The sequence below is a fragment of the Fontivita pretiosa genome, assembly GCF_050410795.1.
GTDB classification, from domain to species: Bacteria; Planctomycetota; Phycisphaerae; order Tepidisphaerales; family Tepidisphaeraceae; genus Fontivita; species Fontivita pretiosa.
The window spans coordinates 2644512-2669365 of record NZ_CP191258.1; the positions used below are offsets into that span (position 1 = coordinate 2644512).

Consider the following 24854-nt stretch of genomic DNA (forward strand, 5'->3'; position numbering starts at 1 on the left):
TGCTGCGGCGAGCGTGAGGTTGCCCATGCTTCGGCTGATCTGCATTCCGGTGGCGCTGATCGCGATCCTGCTGGGCTCGCTGGCCTGGTCGGGCGGAGGCAAGCAGCAGCGCGCTGACTTCACGTTCATCAACCGCGGCGACATCATCACGCTGGACCTGAAGTCCATGAGCTATCTTCAGGACTTCCGCGTGACCTACGCGATCCGCGAAGGGCTGTACAGCTACGACACCAAAACCCTGCGGCCGATCCCCGCGGGCATCGTCGCACGCGACGTCAGTGACGACAAGCGGATCTGGACCTTCCACCTCCGCCCCGAATCGCGATGGACCAACGGCGATCCGGTCGTCGCGGCAGATTACGTGTTCCACTGGCGGCGGATGCTGGAAGAACCGGACGAATACACCTACCTGTTCTACTACATCGACGGGGCCAAGCGATACGAGGACGAGTACCAGGCGTATCTGAGGTATCGCGAAAAACTCTACGAACATGAACAGAGTCCGCAGCGCACACCGAGGCCGCCCGAGGTCCCCAGGCCGGATTTCGCGAAGGTGGGAGTCCGCGCGATCGACGAGCATACGCTTGAGGTGAGACTGACCAATCCGGTTCCGTTTCTGGAGGACCTGCTCGCGTTTCCGCCGTTTTATCCGATGCACGAAAAGTCGATGCAGCCTTTCAAGGAAGTGGACCCCCGGACCGGGCGAACCAGCTATCGCGGGGAGTTCACCCGCCCGCCGCACGTCGTGACCAACGGCCCGTTCAAGCTCACCCGCTGGGAGTTCAAGCGGCTGCTGTGGTTCGAGAAAAGCGAAACGTACTGGGACAGGGCCAACGTCAAATCGAACACCCTGGCGATGGTGGTCAACGAGAACCCGCTGAGCCAGTTCCTCATGTACGACCGGGGCGATGTGGAATGGCTGACGGATGTCAGCGCGGACGTGGCGGCGGAGCTGAAGGCGCAGGGCCGGCCGGACCTGCGCGTCTTCCCCGCGTTCGGCACGGCCTACCTCACGCTCAACTGCAAGCCGCAGTTCCTGCCCGACACGGAGGGCGCGCGCGGTAAGAACCCCCTGGCTGATGTACGCGTCCGCCAGGCGCTGGCCATGGCGATCGACAAGAAGCTGATCACCGAGACGATCACCCGCATGGGTGAGCAGCCGACGACGACTTATGTCCCGCCCAACCAGCTTCCGGGGTATCAAAGCCGACCAGGGCTGCCGTACGACATCTCGCGTGCCCGCCAGTTGCTGGCCGAGGCGGGATACCCCAATGGCGCCGGCTTCCCCTCGCTGCCGATCCTGTACAACTCCGAGAGCACGACCAGGCGGCTGGTGGCCCAGAGCATCGCCAGCCAGTGGCGGCAGAACCTTGGAATTGACTGCGACCTCCAGCAGCTCGAGATCAAGCTCTTTCGCAACAAGGTGACCGAGAAAAAGTATGCCATCGCCACCGTCGGCTGGTATGGCGATTACCTGGACGTCTCGACCTTCACCGACAAGTATCTGTCAACCAGCCTCCAGAACGACTGCGACTGGCAGAACCCGCAATACGATGCGTTGCTCGAGCAGGCCGCCCGGGAGCCGGACGAGCAGAAGCGGCTGCGCATTCTGGAGGAAGCCGAGCATCTGTTGAACATGGAGGCTCCGATCATCCCGCTGTACCATTACGTGAACGTGTGGATGCACCGGGACAACGTCCATGGCATCGACCCCAATCCGAAGCTGTTGACCATGATGAAGGATGTCTGGGTGGAGAAATGAACATAATACATAATAAAGGATGAAGGCGGATGAGTGAAGCTGCCTGCGGTCACCTCTCTGCCTTCACCCTTCATTCTTGACTGCGATGCACAAGATCATCCTCTATCGCCTGCTCCAGTTTCCGGTGATCCTGGGGATCATCTACCTGCTTACGTTTCTGCTGGTGTGGGTGGCGCCGGGAAGCCCCTTCGAGACAGAGCGCGCCATCGATCCGGTGGTGCTTGAAAGCCTGCGAAAACAGTTCCATGCCGATAGTGCCTGGACATTTCTGACCTGGTATCCACGGAAGATCATCACCGACTTCGACTTTGGTTATAGCCTGTTCTACAAGGGCTGGACGGTGAACGACATCATCGGCAGCTCATTGCCGATCTCGATCGCGCTGGGGCTGTGTGCCCTGACGATCGCGCTGCTGGTGGGGGTGTTCATCGGCACGCTGGCGGCGGTGCGCCGCGGCGGGGTGCTGGACTGGGCCAGCCTCTCGGTCACCCTCGTCGGCATCAGCCTGCCCAGCTTCGTCACCGCCGCCATTTTGCTTCTGGCGTTTTCGTACTTCACACGACTGCTTCCGCCGGGCGGATGGGGAGGCATCGAGCACCTGCTCCTGCCGTCACTGGCGTTGTCGCTGGCGCCGATGGCGTACATCGTTCGCCTCACGCGCGTCTCGATGCTCGATGTGCTCGGCGCCGATTACGTCCGCACCGCTCGCGCCAAGGGCCTGAGCCGAAACCTGGTCATCTGGAAACACTGCCTCCGCAACGCCTTCCTGCCGGTGCTCAGCTTCCTGGGTCCGGCGGCGGCGGCGACGCTCACCGGCTCGTTCGTCGTCGAGACCGTCTTCAACATCCCGGGCCTGGGGCAGCATTTCGTCAACAGTGTCCGCAATCGCGATCAGACGCTGATCCTTGGTGTGGTGATGGTCTATTCGGTGTTTCTGCTGACCTTCAACCTCCTGGTGGATATCGCCTACACCCTGGTCGATCCGCGGATCGAGCTTCAGGCCAAACAGCCATGAGGAGCAGGACGCAAAGGTCATGACAGCCGCAACGACATCAGATTCAACCACGGGCCGTCTGTCGGCGCCGAGCATCGCGGCGGATGATCAGAACCATCTGGCGCAGCCGGTGCCGGACAGCCTGGTGGCGCGGATGCTGGGCAGCGGACGGGTGATGATCGGCGGGGGGATCATCGTGGCGATTGTGCTGCTGTCGGTGCTGACACTGCCCTGGACGCTGAATCGCCAGAGCAGCCTGTACTTCAACAGACAGAACGCCGATCTGGCGCGGGCAGCACCGACAAGCAGCAGCGTGGCGGGGTGGTTCGGGTATGACGCGCTGGGCCGCTCGATCCTGGCGCGGTGCCTGCTGGGCGGGACGATCAGCCTGGCTGTAGGCGCCGCGGCGGCCACCATCGCCGTTCTGCTGGGCGTGAGCGTCGGGCTGATCGCCGGCTACAAAGGCGGGGCCGTAGACTCGGCTTTGATGCGCCTGGTCGATGTGCTGTACGGCCTGCCGTACATCCTGCTGGTGATCCTGTTCAAGATCGCCTTCGAGCCGAAGCTGGCGCAGGTGCTGTCGGCGCAGGCGGCGAATCTGGTGGTGCTGTTCTCGGCGATCGGGCTGGTGTCGTGGCTGACGATGTCGCGCGTGGTCCGCGGGCAGGTTCTTTCGCTGCGCGGGCAGCCCTTTGTCGAAGCCGCTCGCGCCATGGGCCTGCCCTCCAGACGTATCTTCCTGCGGCATATCCTGCCGAACCTGATCGGCCCGATCACCGTCTATGCCACGCTGACTGTCCCGCAGGCGATCCTTCAGGAATCGTTCCTCAGTTTTCTGGGAATCGGCATCACCCCGCCAATGCCCACCTGGGGGTCGCTGGCTTCCGATGCGGTGACCACGCTCAGCCCGGTGCGATTCTACTGGTGGATGCTCATTTTTCCGTGTACGCTGCTGGTGGTCACGCTGTTGAGCCTGAACTTTGTCGGGGATGGGCTGCGCGACATCTTCGACCCCAAGCGCGAGGCGGCCAAGCTGTGATTCGCCGCAGAGCCGCAGAGGCGGCGCAGCGAGCCTGAGGATACTGGATCGATGGAACATCGTTTCGGCGTCAAAGACCTGTTCAATTTCCTTCTGCTGGGGGTGATCATCGTTTTGCTGATCCTGTGCCTGGTGCAGTACGACCGGCAGTGGGATCAGATCCAGCAGCTCAAGGGACAGGTATCGAGCCTGACCAACGACCTGACGAACATCCGCAACACGCTGAATGAGGGGATCGCGGTGCGGCCGCCGCCCGGCGGCACCGATCACGCCTCCAGCGGCGCCGCGCCGGGCACAAGCCCGGCCCGGGCCAACGATCCCTTCGCCCCTCTGCGCGAGGCGATGGCCAAGCCGGATTTCGCCTACGGCGACTGGCTCGTGGAGAACTTCGGCACGACGATCGGCAAGCTCACGCCGCTGATCAGCACCGATGTCTACGCCACCTGGGTTCAGGTCAAGACGATGGAGAGCCTGGCCTACCGCGACCCGGACACGCTCCAGTATGTTCCGCTGCTGGCCACCGACTGGGAAATCAGCCCGGACGGCAAGACGATTGCATTCAACCTCCGCCGGGGGGTGGTGTTTTCCGACGGCGTGCCGTTCACCGCGCGAGATGTGGTCTGGACGGTGAACTGGATCATGAACCCTGCGGTGGACGCGGCCAGGGCGCGGGCCTACTACTCGCATTTGCAGTCGGTCACCGCCGAGGGCGATTACCGCGTCGTGTTCAAATTCAAGGAGTTTATCTTCAACACGTTCTCCACCGTCGCCGAGACGCTGATTCAGCCCGAGCACTTTTACTCGAAGTATTCCCCGACGCAGTACAACGAGATTCCGGGCTTGCTGATGGGGACCGGTCCGTATCGGCTTCCCACGCCGGATGGCTGGCGGCCGAGCAGCGATCCGGTGACGCTTGTCCGCAATGAGCGCTACTGGGGCGTCAAGCCCGCATTCGACCGGCTGGTGTATTACCAGGTCAAGGACGAGGTGGCGGAAGAGACGATGTACCGCAACCGTCAGATCGACCGCTTTGCCGGCACGCCCGAGCAATACGAGCGGTTGAAGAACGACCCGAGCATCACCAGTCGCAGCACGACCTGGGAATACTACTCGCCGGTTGGCGGATACAGCTACATCGGGTGGAACCAGTTGCGCGGGGGCAGGCCGACGTTCTTCGCCGACAAGCGTATTCGCCAGGCGATGACGATGCTGATCGACCGCCAGCGGCTGGCGCAGGAGCTGTACCTTGGGCACGCCACGCCCGCCAGCGGCCCGTTCGGTTACGGCAGCCCGCAGGCCGACCCGGCGATCCAGCCCTGGCCCTACGATCCGGCGCGGGCGCGGCAACTGCTCAAAGAGGCCGGGTTCGAGGATCGCAACGGCGACGGCGTCATCGAGCGCGCCGACGACGGCAAACCCTTCGAGTTCACCCTGACCTACGGGTCCGGCAACCCCTTCATCGATCGCATCGTCCTGTTCGTCAAGGACCAGTTGGCACAGGCGGGCATCAAGATGAATCTGGATCCGGTCGATTGGCCCATCCAGCTCAAGAAGCTCGACACTCGCGACTTCGACGCCAGCATCCTGGGCTGGAGCACCTCCATCGAGACCGACTGCAATCAGATCTTCCACTCCTCGCAAACCAAAGACAATGGCGACAACTTCGTGAATTACATCAACCCGGAGCTGGACAGGGCCATCGAGAAGGCGCGATCGACGGTCGATGAGCAGCAGCGGATGCAGGCCTGGCGCGTGGTCCACCGCATCATTCACGAAGATCAGCCGTACACGTTTCTGCTGAACCGCCAGGCGTGCGTGTTCATCGACCATCGCATCAAGAACATCCGCAAGACGCGGATGGGGCTGAACATGGTCCTGACCGAGTTGATGCCCCTGCCCTGGTACGTGCCCAGGGAACTGCAACTGCACAGCGGCGAATGAGGGATGAATCTGCTGGCGGGGCGCGATGCTGACGTATCTGATCCGACGCCTGTTGCTGGTTCCGCCGACGCTGCTCGGCATGACGGCGATCGTGTTTTTCGTGCTGGCCAACGCACCTGGCGGAATTGGCGCGTCGCTGCTGAGCCGGGATGCGACGATGCGTCCGGACCAGCGGCGAGTGCGCGAGGAATACCTCAACCGCCGATACGGACTGGATAAGCCCAAGGTCGTTCAATACCTGCGATGGCTGAACAAGGTCTCGCCGATCGGTTTTGCCAGCTACAGCGAAGACGATCCGCAGGTCAAGGCCGCCGCCGCCGAGGCCGCCAGACTGCCCCCCGGCCCCGACGGCAAGCCCGCCAAGCCGCGAATCCGACCCGGAGACCTGAACCTGCGGCGACCGGTGTTGAAGATGCCGGATCTGGGCGACAGCTTCGTTCGCGGCCGGCCGGTCCTGCAACTCGTCGCCGAAGCACTGCCCGTCACCATCATGCTCGAGTTGCTGTCGTTGCCGCTGGCGTACGCGCTGGCGATCTGGCTGGGCATTCAACAGGCGCGGCGACGCGGATCGACCCTCGATTACACCGTCAGCGGCATTACCCTGGCCTTGTGGTCCGTGCCGTCGATCTGGGTCTCGGTGCTGCTGATCGGTTTCCTGGCCAACGAGCAGTACCTGAGGATCTTTCCCACAACCGGGCTGAACGACCTGGATGCGGCCACCATGCCCTTTCTGCCCCGCTGGACCGAAGCCGGCTTTCAGGAGGGCTGGCTGCTGGACCGGCTGTATCACCTGGTGCTGCCGATCATCTGTTTGACCTACTCGCAGTTTGCGTTTCTCTCGCGACTGGCGCGCGGGGCGCTGCTGGACAACCTCAACGCCGACTTCGTCCGCACCGCGCGGGCCAAGGGGCTTTCCGAGCGGGCGGTGCTCTACCGCCACGCCTTCCGCAACAGCCTGATCCCGCTGATCACCGTGGTGGTGCATCTTCTGCCGGCGATGGTGGCCGGCGCGGTTGTCGTCGAGAACGTCTTCGGGATCAACGGAATGGGCAAGCTGTTTGTGGACGCGGCGTTTCAGCGCGATTTCGAGCTGCTGCTGTCGATTACGCTGGTGACCGGAGTGCTGGCAGTGACGGCGTACCTGCTGGCGGACATCGGCTACGCCATCGCCGACCCGAGGGTCAGTTATGAGTGATGCCGCCACGACGATGACTCAAGCTCCCTCGGCCGGACAGCTTGCCTACGAGCCGCTCGACGCCGCCGACCTGCCCTCCGGGCCGCACAAAAGCTTCCTGCGCAAGGCGATCGACGACACCTTCGCCCAGTTCGGCGCACGCGCCGGCGCGGTCTGGATCGCGTTTCTGGTCTTCTGCGCCGTCGCCGCGCCTTACATCGCCAGTTCGCATCCGATCCTGATGAAGGTTGGCGGGCAGTGGTCCAGCCCGATGTGGCGGCATCTGACGCCGGTGGACCTGCTGCTGACGGCGTTGGCGATCACGTTCCTGGCCATGTGGCTCATCCGCCGCGCCAGTTTCGGCCAGATTCTCACGGCGCTGCTGATCGTGACCGCGGTGGTCGGGCCGCTGGCGTACTGGTTCAAGAAGCCGCCGGAAACGGTCAACTGGCCGATGTACCGCGAGCTTCAGCGCCAGGGCAAGGCCCAAGTGTTGATCCACACGATCATCCCCTACTCGCCGACCGACCGCCTGCGCGACTTGCCCCAGCACCGCCTCAAGCCGCCCAGCCGCCAGCACTGGCTCGGCACCGAAACCGACGGCGCCGACCTGCTCAGCCGCATGATCCACGCCAGCCGAATCGCCCTGTCCATCGGGCTGATCTCCACGAGCATCTCGATCACGATCGGGATCATCATCGGCGGGCTGATGGGCTACTTCGTCGGCAAGATCGACCTGATCGGGATGCGCCTGATCGAGATTTTCGAGGCGGTGCCGGCGCTGCTGGTGCTGATCACGGTGATGGTCGCCTGGGGCCAGCGCAACATCTACGTGATGATGGTGACGATCGGATTTTTGAGCTGGACGGGCACGGCGCGATTCATCCGCGCCGAGTTTCTGCGGCTGCGGCAGCAGGACTTCGTGCAGGCCGCCATCGCCTGCGGATTGCCACGCTGGATCGTCATCTACCGCCACATCCTGCCCAACGGACTGACGCCCGTGCTGGTGACCGCGACGTTCGGGGTGGCGGCGGCGATCCTTACCGAATCGACCCTCAGCTTCCTGGGACTGGGACTGGTCGATGAGCCAAGCTGGGGACAGATGCTCAACCAGGCGCGCGCCGGCGGGCAGGGGTTTGTGTGGTGGATGGCCACCTTTCCCGGCGCCGCGATCTTTCTGACGGTATACTCCTACGCCCTGATCGGCGACGCCGTACGCGACGCGATCGACCCCAGGCTACAGAAACAGGACTGAGGCACGGCATTCAATGTCCCACGGAAACCCATGTCGATGACACCCTCGAACAACTCCCGGCCGCTGCTGGAGGTCAGCAACCTCAACATCGCGTTTCAGACCAATCGCGGTCAGATCAGACCGGTCCGCGATGTGTCCTTCAGCATCTATCCCGGGCAGACCGTGGCGCTGGTCGGAGAGAGCGGCTGCGGAAAGTCGGTCACGGCCCTGTCGATCCTGCGGCTGATTCCCTGCCCCCCGGGACAGGTGCTCGGCGGGCGCGTGCTGTACCAGGGACGCGACCTGCTGGGCCTTTCGGAAAAGCAGATGCAGTCGATCCGCGGCGGGGAGATCGCCATGATCTTTCAGGAGCCGATGACCAGCCTCAACCCCGTCTACACGATCGGGGACCAGATCGTCGAGGCGATCACGCTGCACCAGCATGTGGGGCTGGGCGAAGCGTACCGCATCGCCGAGCAGGCGCTGCGGGAGGTGGGCATCGCCGATCCGGCCCGGCGGCTGCACGAGTATCCGCATCAGATGTCCGGGGGCATGAGACAGCGGGTGATGATCGCGATGGCCCTGTCGTGCAGACCCAAGCTCCTGATCGCCGACGAACCCACCACGGCGCTGGATGTCACCATCCAGGCGCAGATTCTGGAGCTGCTGCGAAGGCTTCAGCGTGACCGGGGCATGGCGATCCTGCTGATCACCCACGACCTGGGAGTGGTGGCGGAGAACGCGGACGTGGTCAACGTGATGTACGCCAGCCGCATCGTCGAGACCGCCACCGTCGAGGACCTGTTCGACCATCCGCTGCATCCGTACACTGAAGGGCTGTTCCGCTCGGTGCCGCGGCTGGGGGCGCAGGCCGAACGACTGGCGACCATCCCCGGAACTGTGCCCAACCCGGCGCGGTTCCCTGTCGGATGCAAGTTCCACACCCGCTGCACCCGCACGCGCGAGCTGGCCGCCGCGGCGCCGGGCGAGCAGACGATCCAGGTCCTCTCCGGAGGCGAACGTTTCCGCGTGCTGCGGCGGTGTCGCGACGATGAGCCGCTGCTTCGCGAAATCCAGCCGCGGCATTGGGCGGCCTGTCACCAGATCGCAGGCTATGAGGGCAAACCGCTGACCGAGCCGCACCTCCAGCACAAGCGCCAGGTTGTGCCCCAGGCCCACATCGTGGCGATGGAGAGCGACGCCGCCGTCCAGGAGGTGGCCCAATGAGCACGAGCAGCTCAAGCAGCGCAGGCACGCCGCTGGACTATCGCACGCCGCCCGGGCATCTGCACAACCCGCCCGCCGCCGACGCTGCGGCCCGGCAGCGCGTCAACGGCCAGCCCCTGCTGGAAGTGCAGGATCTGCGCACCTACTTCCCCATTCGTCGCGGCGTGTTCTCGCGGACCGTCGGATATGTCAAGGCGGTCGATGGGGTCTCTTTCACGGTGCAGCCGGGCAGGACGCTGGGGCTGGTCGGAGAATCCGGCTGCGGGAAGACGACGGTGGGGCGGACGATTTTGCGGCTGATCCCCGCCACCGCCGGATCCGTGCGATACAAGGGAGCGGACTTTTTCGCCTACCGCGGCGAACAGCTTCGCCGCCTGCGCCGCCAGATGCAGATCATCTTCCAGGATCCGGTCAGCAGTCTCAATCCGCGGATGACGGTGGGCAACATCATCGGCGAGCCGATCCAGGTTCACGGCATCGCCCGCGGCAAGGAGAAGGACGACATCGTCGCCAGCCTGCTCCAGCGCGTCGGACTGGACCCATCCTACGCGCTGCGATACCCGCACGAGTTTTCCGGCGGGCAGCGGCAGCGGATCGGCATCGCGCGGGCACTGGCGCTGAATCCCGACTTCATCGTCTGCGACGAACCCGTCAGCGCCCTGGATGTCTCCATTCAGTCCCAGATCCTGAACCTGCTGGATGATCTCCAGAACGAGCGCAACATCGCCTACCTGTTCATCGCCCACAACCTCGCCGTCGTCGAGCATTTTTCCGACGATGTGGCGGTGATGTATCTGGGGCGGATCGTGGAAAAGGCCTCCAGCCGCGAGCTGTACTCCAACCCCAAGCATCCGTATACGGTGGCGCTGCTCAGCGCCGTGCCCGAGCCCAACCCGCGCCCGGCACGACAGCGGATCGTGCTGCACGGGGAAGTGCCCTCGCCGGCCAATCCGCCCACCGGCTGTCCGTTCCATCCGCGTTGCCACCTGACGGTCCAGGCCGCCAAACAGGCCGATGCAAGGGACACCGTCCAGATCACCTCCGCCGGGCTGAAGCTGCGCGTGCTGCAAAAATGTGTCAACGAGATGCCCCCCCTGGAGCAGAAGCAGGGCGAAAGCGGTCACGTCGCGGCGTGCTGGGTCACCCGATAGCAGCCCATCCAGCCACGCGCCGTTCCCTGCGCATTGCGCCAAACCGAATCTGCGCCGCAGGTAAGCACCGGCCCCAGGGGATTGACAACTCCGGCCCGCCTACGCACGGTCCGCAACGGTTTTTCGCTGGCGGTGTAGTGTTTTACAGCCCCTCTTGTTGAGCGGGAATGGAGGTCGCAGATGCGCCAAAGGCTCGTCAGGCTCGCCAGCACGGATCGCGCGGCGTTTACCCTCGTCGAACTGCTGGTCGTCATCGGTCTTATCGCCATCCTCATCGCCATGCTCATGCCCGCTCTGGCCAAAGCCAGGGCGCAGGCCAACTGGGTCAAGTGCCAGTCCAACCTCCGCCAGATCGGCATTGCTCTGCAAACCTATGCCAATGAATGGCGCGGATGGATGTTCCCCCCGAAGCTGGGGGCCGGGCATCCCAAGGACCAGCGCTGGCCCAACTTCGTGTTCAAGCCCCCGATGTACAACCCGCCGATCATGTTCTGCCCCTCGGATGTGGAGGAACCCGCCGCCGAGCACTCCTACATCCTCAATTCGCACCTGGCCGAAAAGGGCATCAAGATCTCCAGCAAGAATCTTGGCGGCAAGACGCCCAGCGACGTGGTGGTGATGGGCGAGAAGACGTCCAACAGGCCGGATTATTACATGGACGAGGGCGAGAGCTTCGCCGCCAACGTCGAGTTGTTCCGCCACGGCCCGCGGCTGGGGTCCAACTACCTGTTCATGGACTGGCACGTTGGGCTGCTCAGGAGCAGACAGGAATTCAAGAACGCTTCGGACCCGTGGGACATTCCAATCCCGCCGCAACCCCCATCATGACCGCCATCGCGCGGTCTCGCGGCGCGCGGTCTCGGGGCGCGAGGTGACGGCGGGATGTCCGGCGCTCGATTTCCACCGCGGCTCGGCTAGGATGCTGGCATGAGCCAGCAGACACGCATCAATTGGGGCATCATCAGCACCGGCGCCATCGCGCGGGCGTTTGCACGGGGGTTGAATCAGTCCAAGACCGGACGGCTGGTGGCGGTGGCCAGCCGCTCGCAGGAATCCGCCGATCGCTTCGCCGCCGAGTTCCCCGTGCAGCGGGCCTACGCCAGCTACGAAGCGCTTCTGACCGATCCGTCGGTGCAGGCTGTCTACATCGCCACGCCCCACCCCATGCACGCCGAGTGGGCCATCAGGGCCGCCCGCGCAGGCAAGCACATCCTCTGCGAAAAACCGGCGGCGCTGAATCACCCGGACCTGATGGCCATGCTCGAAGCCGCCCATGAGAACAACGTGTTCTTCATGGAGGCCTTCATGTATCGCTGCCACCCGCAGACCGCCAGACTCCTGGAGCTGATCCGATCCCAGGCCATCGGGCAGGTCAGACTCATCCATGCCACGTTCAGTTTCCACGGGCGGTTCAACCCCGACGGGCGATTGTTCAACAACGCCCTGGGTGGCGGCGCGATCCTGGACATCGGCTGCTACACCGTCTCGATGTCGCGCCTGATCGCCGGCGCCGCCACTGGCGCCAACTTCGCCGATCCTCTGGAGGTCTGGGGCGTGGCACATCTGGGAGAAACCGGCGTGGACGAGTGGGCCGTCGCCTGCCTCAAGTTCCCCGCCGACATCCTGGCCCAGCTTTCCACCGGCATCAGCCTCAATCAGCACAACGTCGTTCGCATCTTCGGGTCCGAAGGAAACATCACGATTCCCAACCCGTGGCTGGCCAACCGCACCGCACCGGACATCGGGCGAATCATCGTTCAGCGCAACGGCGAAGCGCAGCCGGCGGAGATCGTCATCGACGCCGACGTCACCAGCTACAGCTACGAAGCCGATGTCGCCGGCAAGGCGATCCTCGCCGGGCAGACCCAGCCCCCGCCGCCAGCCATGAGCTGGGACGATTCCCTGGGCAACATGCGAACCATGGACCGCTGGCGGCAGGCGATTCACCTCGTCTACGAATCCGAAAAACCCGAAGGCTACCGCCGCACCACCGTCGCGGGCGAACCGCTGCGTAAACCCACTGCCGCAGGACCGCAACGGCCAGGCCCGAAGATGAAGTATGGCCACATCGCAGGTGTGGATCGCCCCGTCTCACGCCTGGTCATGGGTGTGGACAACCAGAAAACCTTCGCTCACGCCGCCATCATGTTCGATGACTACTTCGAGCGCGGCGGCAACACCTTCGACACCGCCTGGGGATACGGCTCGGGTGTGTGCGAGCAGCTTCTGGGACAGTGGATCAGGCTCCGCGGCGTCCGCAATGACGTCAATATCATCGTCAAGGGCGCACACACGCCCTTCTGCAACCCGCGCGACCTCACCAGGCAACTGCTGGAAAGCCTGGAGCGATTGCAGATCGACCAGGCCGACATCTACCTCATGCATCGCGACAACCCCGAGATCTCCGTCGCGGAGTTTGTCGAAGTCCTCAACGAACACCAGCGCGCCGGCAGAATCCGCGTCTTCGGCGGAAGCAACTGGACACTGGCACGCATCGAAGAGGCCAACGAATACGCAGCCAGAAAGGGGCTGAGCGGCTTCTCCGTGCTCAGCAACAATTTCAGCCTGGCGAGGATGATCCAGGCGCCGTGGAAAGACTGTCTGTCCGCCAGCGATCCGCAGTCCCGCGCGTGGCTGACGCGAACACAGATGCCTCTTTTGAGCTGGAGCAGTCAGGCGCGCGGGTTCTTCGTCCCCGGCCGCGCCCATCCCGACAAACGCGACGACAGCGAGCTGGTCCGCTGCTGGTATAGCGAGGATAACTTCCAGCGACTGGCAAGGGTCAACGAGCTGGCCAGCAAGAAGAACGTCCCGCCGATCAGCATTGCGCTGGCCTACGTGCTGCACCAGCCATTCCCCACCTTCGCGCTGATTGGCCCGCGGCTGCTCAGCGAGACCCGAACCAGCTTCGAGGCGCTGAGCGTGGAGCTTACCCCGCAGGAGCTCAGGTGGCTGAATCTGGAGCAGTGAGGCGTCATGTTCGCGCTCGCGCGCTGCGGCTCAGCGCGCCCCGCCCCGCCGACGGCGAAACAGTAGCGCCATCGCCCCCATCGCCGCCGCCATCGCCGGCTCCGGCACCGGCACGCCGGGCAATCCCAGCCCGGCCAGCGCCTGGCTGAGCGCCGCGGCGCCGGCCTGCCAGTTCATCGCCAGCAGGTACAGGTCGCGGATGTCGGTGCGGAAGTCGTAGTTGAAGTCTCCGCCGCTCCAGAAGCTGCTGCTCGCCTGCCAGTTCATCGCCAGCGCGTCCAGGTCGATCGTATCGACGATCCCGTCCAGGTTGGTGTCGCCATAGAACGTGTATCGCACCAGCACGCTGGTGTCATCGACCGTCTGCCCGCCGAAGCTGCTCAGGTGCAGCAGAACGTTATCGGCGTAGCCCAGGGCGCGGTTGGCTGCGGCGGCAAGACTGCTGAGGATCCCCGAGCCGTTCCATGTGCCGTCGGCGTAGCCGCTGGCGATCAGCGCCGCGACTTCATCCACCTGTGAATCGCCGGTGTAATCGACGATCAGCCAGTTGTCGGTCAGGTCGATTTTTCCGGGGCTGGCGACGGCGACGCTGCCGGCGCGCAGGACCTTGTTGCCGCCGCTGGCCAGCGTGATCCGCCCGCCCTGCACATCGATCGAGCCGGCGGTCAGCGATCCGCCGTTGAGACTGACCGTGCCGCTGGAATAGACCCGCAGCAATCCGCCGATCGTGACCTGCGGTGGCGTGGCGGCGTTGAGCAGATCCAGCCGCGCCCGCACGCGCGGACCGGCATAGTCGCCGGCGATGTACACATCTCCGCTGTTGTTCCACACTGCCGCGTTGCCAAGCTGGAGCACCGCAAGCGAGCCGCTGAAGCCCGCCACCGTCTCGGTCGTGTTCAGCGTGCCGTTGCTGACCAGCACCAGCGACGACTCCCCGGAATTGCCCCGCCCTACCGCCAGCGCCGGGTCGAAGTTGTTGGCGACCAGGTTCCAGGTAAAGCCGCCGAGGTTGAGATTGAGGCTTCCGCGCCGGACGAAGGCCTGCCAGTTGGTCGTGTTGCCGGTGAAGCTGACGGTATAGCTGGCGTTGTTGGTGAAGCGTACGACGTCGGCGGCCGTCGGCACCTCGTGCAGCGCCGCCGGCCCCAGGCTCCAGGCGTTGGCGTTGCCGAACGTCCCGTCGCCGATCGTCCAGTTGTGGGCGATGTTCTCGTCGATCCAGAAGCTGAAGGACGAGACGCGCGTCGAGCCGTGCACGTCGCTGTAGCTGGAGTTGATGCTGCCGTCGCTGTTGGCCCCGATGCCGGTGGTGCCGAAGGAGTGGATGCCCGCGACGAACCATCGCGGGCCCAGTTCAACGAACGTGCCGCCGCCGCTGTCGCCGGGCGCGGTCAATCCCTCCATATTCGTCGGCAAGGAGTCGCCCAAAGAGTTGCGGCCGTCGGCGTCGTTGGGGTCATCGAAATCGGACAACAACACAGAGGAGGGATAGCCGGCGGCATCGCCGGTGGTGTCGATGAGGTTGGTGGCGGCTTTCTTGATGCTGGATGTGGTCACGTAACCGGTCAGTCCCGTTCCGCCATATCCGAAGCCGACGGACGTGCCGACCATGCCGACTTCGTTGCCGCTGAATCGAGCCGCCGGCACGATCCCGCTGACGCCCAGCGTGCCGGTGCTCAGCCGCAGCAGTCCCAGGTCGTTTCCCGCGCCGGGATTGCCGTTCCAGCCGGGATGGATGATCTCGATCGAGCCGGCGTAGCTCCCCCCCGTGACGGTAAACGTTTTGGCTTCCGGGTCCGTGAGGCAATGCGCCGCAGTCAGGACCCACCTGGGGGTAATCAGCACTCCGGAACAGGCGAAGGAGAAGGAACTGAGATACCCCACCGGCGCGTACTTGGCGTTGCTGCCCAGCAGCACGTAGTCGGTGCTGGAGCGGTCATGGCGATTGGTGATGGCCAGGGCATCGGCGGCCCCGACGCTCGAGCCGACCAGGCTGGCCAGGATGCAGATCGATCGCTTGCGCATCACCCACCTCCGAACAAACCCCATACAACCCGCCTGCCACCCACCCCATGATCATACCCTGCCCAGGCCTGCAAGGTGAGACAAAACCCGCCCACGCCGCCTGGGCATGGCCGAGCACGCGCTGCCTAACCGCCAAGGCCGGCAAGCGGCGCGAAGCTGTCGCGAGAAACCGGTTTTCCTGTCTATCGCGCCTGCGTCCGCGGTTGTCACACATCGTAATTTCGGGGTTGTTCTGCTCCTATCCGCTTGTCCGAGCGATGCAGCCTGAGCACGACCCGGCATGGCATTTCGCGGTTAGCGATTACGCTGTCTGGAGCGGAGCGTTGCCGCCAGGATCAGCACGGCAGCCACACCCGGTTCGGGCACGGACACCTGCGGCAGCTCCAGACTCGCCAGCGCTTCGTTCAACGACGCGATGCCTCCTGACCAGTTCATTGCCAGCAGTTTCAGGTCAAGCGCATCGGTCTGGTCATCGTAGTTGAAGTCTCCGCCCACCCAGCGGCTGTAGGGTCGTTTCCAGTTCTTGGCCAAAGCACGCAAATCGCGGATATTGACAACGCCGTCCAGGTTCGCGTCGCCGTAATAGGTGTACCGCACCAGCGTACTGTTGTAATTGAGCGGATAGCCGAGGAAGCTGCTGATCGCCAGGTCCCAGCCGTCGCCATAGCCCAGAGCCATGCGGGGGTTTGCGGCGGCGGCGGAACTGCGAATCCCCGGACCGTCCCAGCGCCCGGCGTTGTAGCCGCTGTACAGCATCATCTCCAACCACCCGCCGCCATTGTTGAAGCTGCGCACCATGGCATTGTCGTTCAGGTCGATGACCCCTCGCCCCAGGACGCCGAAGGCATGAACGACCTTGTCGCCCCCGCTGCCAAGCGCGATGTGGCCCTTGTCCAAGTCGAGGGTCCCGACGCTGAAAACGCCCGAGTTGTAGTTAATCGTCGATCCCTCCAAGACGCGTACGTTTCCGTAACGCGACAGCAACTGACCTCCATTGATGTTGATCCGGGCAACTGAACTGCCACTGCCCACGAACAGCGAGTCGGTCTGGAGCGTCGTCGCCTGCTCGACATTCAGGATCACGCTGGCGTAGGGCTGTTGGGCGATCCGGGCGGCTCCCAGCGAACCGGTCGAGAGCGCTCCGCCACCCCTGAGTGTCCATTCAGTAGGTCCGGCGGAACTACCGGCGTGCACCGCGGTGAGCGATCCGCTGTTCATTACTGCGTACGTGTTCCCCGCCAGGTCGAATGTGACCCGATCGCCCAGCAGCGACAGCGACCTGCTGCTGACATTGGCAGAAAAGCTGACGGTGTAGCCGCCAGGACTGCCCAGATCGAACACCGCGTGATCCTCCGGCCCGGGTGCAGTTCCCGCGGACCAGTTGGACGGGGCTGACCATTGCCCGCCCGCAGGGTTGATCCACGAAACCGTACTCTGAGCGGCGGCAACTCCCGGTCCGATCAGTCCGACGGAACTCAAGATCGCGGTCAGAATCCCGCGAGCGTTGCGACGCGATGGCATGATGAAGTCCCCACAAAAACCTGACTGCGCAGACACCCGTAGTGCGAAGCGAACGGACTGTATCCGAAGGGCGTTGCCCCTGCATGGATTTTTTGCAGATTCGGGCCAGTCGCGGCGGCGGTTCGCTTCCTGAAATCCGGAAAACCCCCTTCGTGCCTGTGGCGTCTAAGCATCGGCGGATAAGATGTGATTCGCCGTACACGCAGCAAAGCGGAAAGGAAAACCCCATGTTCACCCACCTGTTGCGAACAACACGAGCGATGGCCCTTTCGGCGGCGATCGGCACGGCCATCGGCGCGATGGCCAACGCGCAAACCCCCGCACAACCGCCACAGGCGCCCCAGCCCGCTGCGGCGGCGCAGCCGCAACAGGCCGACGTGCCCGTCCGCGCCGTCGTCCTGTTCTCTTCCGGCGTCGGCTACTTCGAGCACTTCGGCACCGTCCATGGCGACGGCTCCACCGAGCTGCGATTCAAAACCGCGCAGATCAATGACATCCTCAAGTCGCTGGTGCTCCAGGATCTGGACGGCGGGCAGGTCAGCACCGTCACCTATCCCTCTCAGGATCCCATCAGCAAGATCCTCAAGAGCTTTCAGGTTGACATCACGAACAACCCCCCATTGGCCGACTTGCTCAACCAGCTTCGCGGCGCCCGGCTGAGCGTGACGGCACAGGCCGAAAAACTCACCGGCACGATCCTGGGCGTGGAGACCAGACGCAAGCCGGTCGAGAAGGGCGAGCCGGTGCAGGTGGCCGTGCTGAACCTGCTCACCGGCGCATCCATTCGCTCCATCGAGCTGGAGACGATCAACAGCCTGGTGCTGGAAGACCCGCAGCTTCAGGAGGAGCTGAACAAGGCGCTGGCGGCGCTGGCGCAGGCACGCGACCAGGACAAGAAGCCGGTGACAATCAACTTCCGCGGCGAAGGCGAGCGCCGCGTCCGCATCGGCTATGTCGTCGAAACACCCATCTGGAAGACCAGCTATCGCCTGATCATGGACGATCAGCAGGGCGGAAAGCTGCAAGGCTGGGCCATTGTGGAGAATCAAACCGACAGCGACTGGAACAATGTGCAGCTTTCGCTGGTGAGCGGCCGGCCAATCTCGTTCATCATGGATCTGTATCAGCCGCTGTACGTGCCGCGGCCGGTGGTGGAGCCGGAGCTGTGGGCGAGTCTTCGCCCACCGACGCATGAAGGGGCGATTGCCCAGGACAAGCGGGCCGAGCCGCTGGCGGTTGCGGGCGCGCCCGCGCGACGGGCAAGAGGCGGCGCGGTCGGCGCCGGCCAGCCGCCTGCCGCAGCCGCGGCGCCGCAGTTGGCACTGGAGTCTGCCGATCGCACCGCCGAACAGCTTGGCCGGCCCATGGATGTCATGGCGTCGGTTCAGTCGGTCGCGTCGGCGGCGCAGATCGGCGAATTGTTCCAGTACACCGTCGGGAACGTGACGCTGCCGCGGCAGAAATCGGCGATGCTGCCGATCATCGCCGACAACATCGAGGTCGAGCGCGTCTCGATCTACAACAGTTCGGTGCTGCCCCGCCACCCGCTCAACGGCGCACGCATCCGCAACACCACCGACAAGCATCTGCTACAGGGACCGATCACGGTGCTGGACGCCGGCAACTACGCAGGCGACGCCAGGATCGAGAACCTGCCGCCCGGGCAGGAACGCCTGCTCAGCTATGGCATCGATCTTCAGATGCTGGTGGACAGCACCCAAAACCGCAGCGAAACCGCCATCCTCACCGGCAAGATCGTCAAGGGCGTGCTGTACCTGTCGCGCCGGCATCTGGCCACGCAGGAGTATCTGGCCAACAACAAGAGCGACAGGGACAAGACCCTGATCATCGAACACCCGATCCGCCAGGGATGGAAGCTGGTTGACACCGAAAAGCCGATCGAGACGACGCAGACACTGTATCGCTTCAAAGGCACGGTGGGCGCGGGCAAGGCCAGCAAACTCGTCGTCAAGGAGGAGATCGTTCAGGGCGAGACGATCGCGATCCTGCCGGCGGAGATCGAACAGCTTCTGTTCTATGCCCGCAACGGTCAGATTCCAAAGGAAGTCCGCGACGCGATCGGCAAGGCAGTGGAGCTGAAACAGGCGCTGGCCGAAACCGAGCGCCAGATCGCCGAGCACGAGCAGCGGATCAACGCCATCACGCAGGAGCAGGGCCGCATCCGCGAGAACATGAAGACGGTGGATCGGAACAGTCAGTATTACAACCGACTGCTGACCAAGCTCAATGAGCAGGAGTCGCAGATCGAGAAGCTCCAGTCCGAGCGGGAGCAGTTGGAGCAGAAGCGCAACGCGCAGCGCAAGGAGCTGGAAGATTACCTGGCGGGACTGGACATCGGCTAAAAAGGGGTCGGGAGTCTTTTCCGATGCAAACAAAGACTCCCGACCCCTTTTTCTTCGGACTATGGGCTTGATCAGAACGGCTTCGGGGTATTTTCGGGCGCACAATGCCACGATCATCGGGGATGTGAGCATCGGCGAGCTGTCGAGCTTCTGGTTCAACAGCGTTGTTCGCGCAGACGTGGCGCCGATCCGCATCGGGCGGCGCGTCAACGTGCAGGACGGAGCTATCATCCATTGCGATAATGGAATTCCCAATGAAATCGCCGACGACGTGACCATCGGGCACGGCGCGATCGTGCATGGAGCGTTCGTCGGCGAAGGCTCGCTGATCGGAATGTCGGCCACGCTGCTGGGGCAAACCAGGGTCGGGCGCGGCTGTCTGGTGGCGGCGGGCGCGGTGCTTACACCCGGCACACAGGTGCCTGACGGCATGCTGGTGATGGGCGTGCCGGCACGCATCGTCCGCCCGGTCAATGACCAGGAGATCGCCTACCTCCGCTGGCTCAGCGGGCATTACGTCGAACTGGCCCGGCGCTACATTGCCGGGCAGTTCGCGCAGCACGGCTGAGCGGGACTGGCGGTGACGCGTGGCGGCGTTTGCCGCAGGCCCGAATCGCGCCTGCCGATTCAGCGCGCCAACGCCACCGGCGGCGTGTAGGCCTCTTCGCCGCCCAGCGCTTTCCATTCGCGATAGACCATCACCGTCAGCACGGTGCCGATGGCGGTGAAGATGAACAGCCACAGGTAGATGAAGCGGTTGCTGGCGGTCCAGTCCAGCACCAGGCCCATCGCCCAGGCGGAGATCGCCACGGTGATGCGGAAGATCATGGCGCCGGCGGAGGCGAACTGCCCGAATTGTTGCTGCGGAAGCATGCGCGGGTTCAGCGCCGCTGTGCCACCAAGGTAGATCGCGACGGTGATGAACGTGAGGATGGTCATCACGCCGAAGCTGATCGGGTTGTGCACGAGGAAGAATGAGACGATCGCCGTGAGCGTCATCAGCACATATCCGCCCAGCGCCGCCTTCAGCGGATGCAGGCGGACCATGATCGGCACCAGCGCCAGGTAGATCGCGATCCACACCACATCGCGCAGCGCCAGAACGCGCCCGTAGCGCGCCAGCCCTTCGGGGGTGTCTCCATAGATCTCCTTGCCAAGAAACACCAGGTTGATGATGAACGGCTGATACCCGCACTGAAAGGCGGCGTTCATGAGGAAGTACTTCCACCAGAAGGCGCTGGAGAAGCACTCGCGGATATACGTGCGGGCCACGTCGAAAAACGCCGCCACTCGCCCCCGCGCAGCCAGTTCAGGGTCGGGCGGGTCGGGCGGCGGGTACTGCCCCTCGCGCACCATCAAACACAGCCCCACAAATGCGATCAGGTACAGCAGCGCCGAAGCGATGTAGATCTGCTCGGGATGCTCTTTGGCCAGGCCGATCAGAAAGTAGTTGAACACCAGCGACCCCGCCGCGTAGCAGACGCGAAACAGCGACCCGAACACGCCCATGAGCTGCGGCGGGATCACGTCGGCCCACATGTAGTAGTAGACCGACTGCGGGAACATGTCGAAGAACTTCAGCAGCAGGAACAGGACGCAGGCCACGACCAGCGCGATCGACAGAACCGGGTACGCACCCAGAAGCGCCGGCAGCCAGCGTTGCAGCAGCATGGCGATGTGCTGTGAGAATCCCAGCAGGATCAGGCACAGCGCAAGGAACGGCGTGGGCACCAGCAAAAACGGGATGCGCCTTCCCCAACGACTGCGGTAACGATCGCTGGCGGTGGAGACGATCGGCACCAGCACGAAATACATGACGTTGACGATGGTGCCGTAGACCAGGCCGATGGTCGCCTTGCTGGCGCCCAGGGCTTCGAGCTGGAGGGGTACGAGGGTGGGGATGACGCCGTTGTCCATCAGGTGCAGACAGAAGTCGCCCCAGAGCAGCCAGAAGAAGACGTTGAGAAGCTGTGCCTTGGTATAGGTTAAAGTGCCGACACGAAAGAGTTTACGGTCGGCCGGGGGAGCTGGCGACGCTGGGGTGTCCATGGCTGTGGGTAACCTCGCCCAAGTCTTTCATAATTTCAAGTCGCTGGGTACCTTCTTGGTCCAACATGATCAACACCATCGTCATCGGTCTGGGTCCCATCGGCATCAGCGCGGCCCGCGCGGTCCGCGAAGATCGCAGCTTCAAGCTCGTCGGCCTGGTCGATGTGGACCCGGCCAAGATCGGCAAAACGCTGGATGAGCTGGAAGGCGGCGGCAGGGACCGTGGCCCGCGCGTGGTCGGCTCGATCCAGCAGACGCTGTCCGGCAAGCCGCGGGTGGCGATCGTCACCACCACGTCGCACTTTGCCAAAGTTGTCCCGACCCTGCACGAGTGCATCAGGCATCGGCTGCATGTGGTCAGCAGTTGCGAGCAGATGAGCTTTCCGGCGTTCAGCAACAGGCGGCTGGCCACGCAGATCGACGCCCAGGCCAGGAAGCGCAAGGTGGCGCTGGTGGGCACGGGAGTGAATCCGGGATTCGTGATGGATCTGCTGCCGGTGGTGCTCAGCTCGATGGTGACGAAGGTGACGGCAGTGAAGGTGACGCGGCGGCTGGACGCGGGCAAGCGCCGACTGCCGCTTCAGGCCAAGGTGGGCGCGACGATGAGCGAAGAGCACTTTCGCAGCCTGGCGCGGGAAGGCAAGATCGGGCACATGGGGATCGGCGAAAGCGTCGCGATGCTTGCCGCGGGACTGGGCCGCCAGGCAAGACCCAGGGACGTGACGATCAGGCTCGAGCCGGTCATCGCCACCCGCGAGTTGGACTCGGCACTGGGCAGGATTCAGCCGGGGATGGTCTGCGGCATGCGCAACACCGCAAGCTGGAAGGGCAAGGACCTGACGATCGAGCTGGACCTGACGATGGCGGTGGGCATTCTGGATGCCGAGGATCGGATCGAGCTTTCCGGTCCGGTGCCGCTGACGCTGATCATTCCCGGCGCCACGCCCGGGGACACCGCGACGGTTGCGGCCCTGGTGAATTGCGCCCGCCTGCTGCCGAGCGTCAGCCCGGGGCTGAAGACCATGCTGGATCTGCCTCCGGCCGGGTGCAAAGCCCGCTGAAGTTGGGGGAAGTTTGAACCCCGAAGACACGAAGGCGCGAGGGCTGCATTCAAATCGGCGTGAGCCCGCAGGTGAATCTGCACACCGGGAATCAGTCTTGTGTCACGCGCGTCTCGCGCGTGCCAGCGATCCCGGCGCGCGACATGACGCCCGTGACACAGATCTTTGTCGTGCAATTCTCCGGTTAGAATGTCAGCATGCCCAGCGGCGCGGATGATCGCTCCATTGTCCATGTAGACCTGGACGCCTTCTTTGCCGCCGTGGAACAACTCGACAATCCGGAGCTGCGTGGCCAGCCGGTGCTTGTTGGCGGCCAGGGGCCGCGGGCGGTGGTCGCGACCGCCAGCTACGAGGCCCGGCCTTTCGGATGCCGCTCGGCGATGCCGATGGCGCTGGCCCGGCGACTGTGTCCGCAGGCGATCGTCGTGCCGCCACGCTTCTGGCGCTATCGCGAGCTGTCGGACGCGATGTTTGACATCCTCGATGACTTCACGCCGGTGATCGAACCGCTCAGCATTGACGAAGCGTTCCTCGATCTGAGCGGCACGCAGCGTCTGCTCGGCGGCGCCCAGACCGTAGCCCGGCGGATCAAGCAGCGCGTGCGCGACGAGCTGAAGCTCACGATTTCCGTCGGCGTGGCGCCCAACAAGTTCCTGGCCAAGCTGGCGTCGGATCTTCACAAGCCCGACGGGCTGACAATCGTTGGCCGCGAGGATGTCGATCGGCTCTTGCCGCCGCTGCCGATCAGTCGGATCTGGGGCATCGGCCCGCGGACGCAGGCGCGGCTGAACGACCTGGGGATCCGCACCATCGGGGACATCCGCAAGCTGCCGCTGGAGCTGCTGGTGCAGAACTTCGGCAGCGAGGGCGAGCGGTATTACCGGCTGGCGCGCGGGCTGGACGATCGCCCGGTCACGCCCGACTCGCGCGCCAAGAGCATCGGGCAGGAGCAGACCTTCGGCATCGACATCGCCGATGCCGAGGAGCTGCGCCGGATCCTGCTGGGGCAGGTCGAGCAGGTGGCGTGGCGGTTGCGGCGAAGCGGGCTTCGCGCCGGCGGAGTGACGCTGAAGATCCGCGACGGGCAGTTCAACACGATCACCCGTGCCGGACGGCTCGCCGAGCCGACCGACCTGACCAAGCCCCTGTGGGACGCGGCGCGCACGGTCTTTGATGCCTGGGCGCACACGCAGTTCAAGCCGCTGCGTCTTTTGGGTGTGCAGGCGACACGGCTGAGCGGCGAGGCGCCGCAGTTGCCGCTGTTTGACGACGAGCAGCAGCAGCGGCAGCGTCGTGTGGATGACGCGATCGACCGGATCAGGCAAAAATACGGGCAGGCCGCGGTGCGCCGCGGGCAGGTGACACGCCGCCAGACCAACCAGCAAAACGAATCGTAAGCCGGCGCAGACCGGCTCAGGCCTGTGGGCATTCGGCAGTCGTGGCCGACCAGCGATCGCACACGATCCGCTCTGTCGTGTGCCGGCTCTTTGCCTTTCGCGCCAGGTTGGGGTATTTCCCTTGCCCGGTGCAACAGCTTCACGGCAGAGCGGGCGCGCAGCGCCCGGAAGATCGGCTCGTGCTCCGCGCGCTGCGCGCGGCCAATGTCTGCTTCTGCCGGATCTACCATCGTCTGGAGCTGCTGACAGCCTGCCCGGTTCCCCGCGACGGCCCGGCGATTGTCGTCTGCAACCACATCAGTGGTCTGGATCCGGCGATGATCCAGGCGGTGTGCCCGAGGCTGATCGTGTGGATGATGGCGGCGGAGTATTACCATCTGCGCGGGCTGCGGTGGTTGTTCGAGCTGGTCGAGGCGATACCGGTGCAGCGTGCGGGGGGGCGTGACTGGACAGCAATGCGCCGGGCGTTGCGGGCGCTGGAGGCCGGCCGCGTGCTTGGGGTGTTTCCCGAAGGACGAATCGAACCCGACCACAACCTCCTGCCGTTCCAGACTGGCGTGGCAATGATGGCGATGCGCAGCGGCGCCCCAATTTGCCCGGCTTACATTGACGGCACGCAGCGAAACCTCTCGATCCTCCAGGCTTACCTCATTCCTCAGCAGTCCAGGCTCATCTTCGGCCTGCCCTTTCGACTGCAACAGGTTCAAAAGCCTGACCCGGCTGCGGTGGAATCTGCTACAAACGCAATCCGTCGGCGGGTTTGGGAATTGCGCAAGGGGTTGTTATCACGATGACTTGCGAAAAATCCCAAGAATTTCTCACTTGCGCCGGGAGATTGACTAGAGTATTTTGTATCTGCTGGCCGATTGGTTTTATGTTCGGTCGCAGCGGTGGCTGGGGCTTAACCCGCTTTCACCGCTTGGCCGAGCCAGTTGGGCGGCAAATC

The 24854-nt window shown here is 64.2% G+C and carries 18 protein-coding genes; 15 read left to right on the plus strand and 3 right to left on the minus strand.

Annotated features, from left to right (window positions below; all coding sequences use genetic code 11):
- Positions 1-25: 25 nt before the first annotated feature.
- From ACQS5P_RS10685 to ACQS5P_RS10730, 10 genes are all read left to right on the plus strand, one after another.
- Positions 26-1762 (plus strand): peptide ABC transporter substrate-binding protein, encoded by a 1737-nt coding sequence (locus ACQS5P_RS10685; protein ID WP_428940881.1) that lies wholly within the window; start codon positions 26-28, stop codon positions 1760-1762.
- Positions 1763-1847: 85 nt separating this feature from the next.
- A complete protein-coding gene (locus tag ACQS5P_RS10690; protein WP_428940882.1) occupies positions 1848-2777 on the plus strand; it encodes an ABC transporter permease in 930 nt (309 codons plus the stop codon).
- A 19-nt stretch (positions 2778-2796) separates the two neighbouring features.
- Positions 2797-3795, plus strand: coding sequence for an ABC transporter permease (locus ACQS5P_RS10695; protein WP_428940883.1), 999 nt, complete (start codon positions 2797-2799; stop codon positions 3793-3795).
- 51 nt (positions 3796-3846) lie between these two features.
- The gene (locus ACQS5P_RS10700; protein WP_428940884.1) at positions 3847-5736 is read left to right on the plus strand and encodes an ABC transporter substrate-binding protein; all 1890 of its coding nucleotides are present in this window, start codon (positions 3847-3849) and stop codon (positions 5734-5736) included.
- Positions 5737-5761: 25 nt separating this feature from the next.
- Positions 5762-6931 carry an ABC transporter permease gene (locus ACQS5P_RS10705; RefSeq protein ID WP_428940885.1) on the plus strand — a complete coding sequence of 390 codons (1170 nt, stop codon included), beginning with the start codon at positions 5762-5764 and terminating at the stop codon, positions 6929-6931.
- Positions 6924-8165 carry an ABC transporter permease gene (locus ACQS5P_RS10710; protein WP_428940886.1) on the plus strand — a complete coding sequence of 414 codons (1242 nt, stop codon included), beginning with the start codon at positions 6924-6926 and terminating at the stop codon, positions 8163-8165. Before ACQS5P_RS10705 ends, ACQS5P_RS10710 begins: the two co-directional genes overlap by 8 nt.
- Positions 8166-8195: 30 nt before the next feature.
- Entirely contained in the window at positions 8196-9371 is a 1176-nt protein-coding gene (locus ACQS5P_RS10715) for an ABC transporter ATP-binding protein (RefSeq protein ID WP_428940887.1), read from the plus strand.
- Entirely contained in the window at positions 9368-10522 is a 1155-nt protein-coding gene (locus tag ACQS5P_RS10720; protein WP_428940888.1) for an ABC transporter ATP-binding protein, read from the plus strand. Before ACQS5P_RS10715 ends, ACQS5P_RS10720 begins: the two co-directional genes overlap by 4 nt.
- A gap of 180 nt (positions 10523-10702) precedes the next feature.
- The gene (locus ACQS5P_RS10725; RefSeq protein ID WP_428940889.1) at positions 10703-11350 is read left to right on the plus strand and encodes a type II secretion system protein; all 648 of its coding nucleotides are present in this window, start codon (positions 10703-10705) and stop codon (positions 11348-11350) included.
- 99 nt (positions 11351-11449) lie between these two features.
- Positions 11450-13492 (plus strand): aldo/keto reductase, encoded by a 2043-nt coding sequence (locus ACQS5P_RS10730; RefSeq protein WP_428940890.1) that lies wholly within the window; start codon positions 11450-11452, stop codon positions 13490-13492.
- A 30-nt stretch (positions 13493-13522) separates the two neighbouring features.
- On the opposite strand, the gene ACQS5P_RS10735 is transcribed toward ACQS5P_RS10730, so the two are convergent.
- Both ACQS5P_RS10735 and ACQS5P_RS10740 read right to left on the minus strand, forming a co-directional pair.
- The gene (locus tag ACQS5P_RS10735) at positions 13523-15517 is read right to left on the minus strand and encodes a trypsin-like serine protease (RefSeq protein ID WP_428940891.1); all 1995 of its coding nucleotides are present in this window, start codon (positions 15515-15517) and stop codon (positions 13523-13525) included.
- 294 nt (positions 15518-15811) lie between these two features.
- The gene (locus ACQS5P_RS10740) at positions 15812-17038 is read right to left on the minus strand and encodes a hypothetical protein (protein ID WP_428940892.1); all 1227 of its coding nucleotides are present in this window, start codon (positions 17036-17038) and stop codon (positions 15812-15814) included.
- A gap of 227 nt (positions 17039-17265) precedes the next feature.
- On the opposite strand from ACQS5P_RS10740, the gene ACQS5P_RS10745 reads away from it, so the two are divergent.
- Together ACQS5P_RS10745 and ACQS5P_RS10750 are read left to right on the plus strand one after the other, a co-directional pair.
- Positions 17266-19401 carry a hypothetical protein gene (locus ACQS5P_RS10745; protein ID WP_428940893.1) on the plus strand — a complete coding sequence of 712 codons (2136 nt, stop codon included), beginning with the start codon at positions 17266-17268 and terminating at the stop codon, positions 19399-19401.
- A 67-nt stretch (positions 19402-19468) separates the two neighbouring features.
- Complete coding sequence (locus tag ACQS5P_RS10750) at positions 19469-19969, plus strand: gamma carbonic anhydrase family protein (protein WP_428940894.1); 501 nt, start codon at positions 19469-19471, stop codon at positions 19967-19969.
- A 59-nt stretch (positions 19970-20028) separates the two neighbouring features.
- Here the strand turns inward: ACQS5P_RS10750 and ACQS5P_RS10755 are convergent, their stop codons facing one another.
- On the minus strand, positions 20029-21450 hold the full coding sequence (locus ACQS5P_RS10755; protein WP_428940895.1) for an MFS transporter: 1422 nt from the start codon (positions 21448-21450) through the stop codon (positions 20029-20031).
- Positions 21451-21515: 65 nt separating this feature from the next.
- On the opposite strand from ACQS5P_RS10755, the gene ACQS5P_RS10760 reads away from it, so the two are divergent.
- The 3 genes from ACQS5P_RS10760 (at position 21516) to ACQS5P_RS10770 (ending at position 24702) form a co-directional block, all read left to right on the plus strand.
- On the plus strand, positions 21516-22511 hold the full coding sequence (locus ACQS5P_RS10760; RefSeq protein WP_428940896.1) for an NAD(P)H-dependent amine dehydrogenase family protein: 996 nt from the start codon (positions 21516-21518) through the stop codon (positions 22509-22511).
- Positions 22512-22708: 197 nt separating this feature from the next.
- Positions 22709-23908 carry a DNA polymerase IV gene (locus tag ACQS5P_RS10765; RefSeq protein ID WP_428940897.1) on the plus strand — a complete coding sequence of 400 codons (1200 nt, stop codon included), beginning with the start codon at positions 22709-22711 and terminating at the stop codon, positions 23906-23908.
- 41 nt (positions 23909-23949) lie between these two features.
- A complete protein-coding gene (locus tag ACQS5P_RS10770) occupies positions 23950-24702 on the plus strand; it encodes a lysophospholipid acyltransferase family protein (RefSeq protein ID WP_428940898.1) in 753 nt (250 codons plus the stop codon).
- Positions 24703-24854 lie beyond the last annotated feature (152 nt).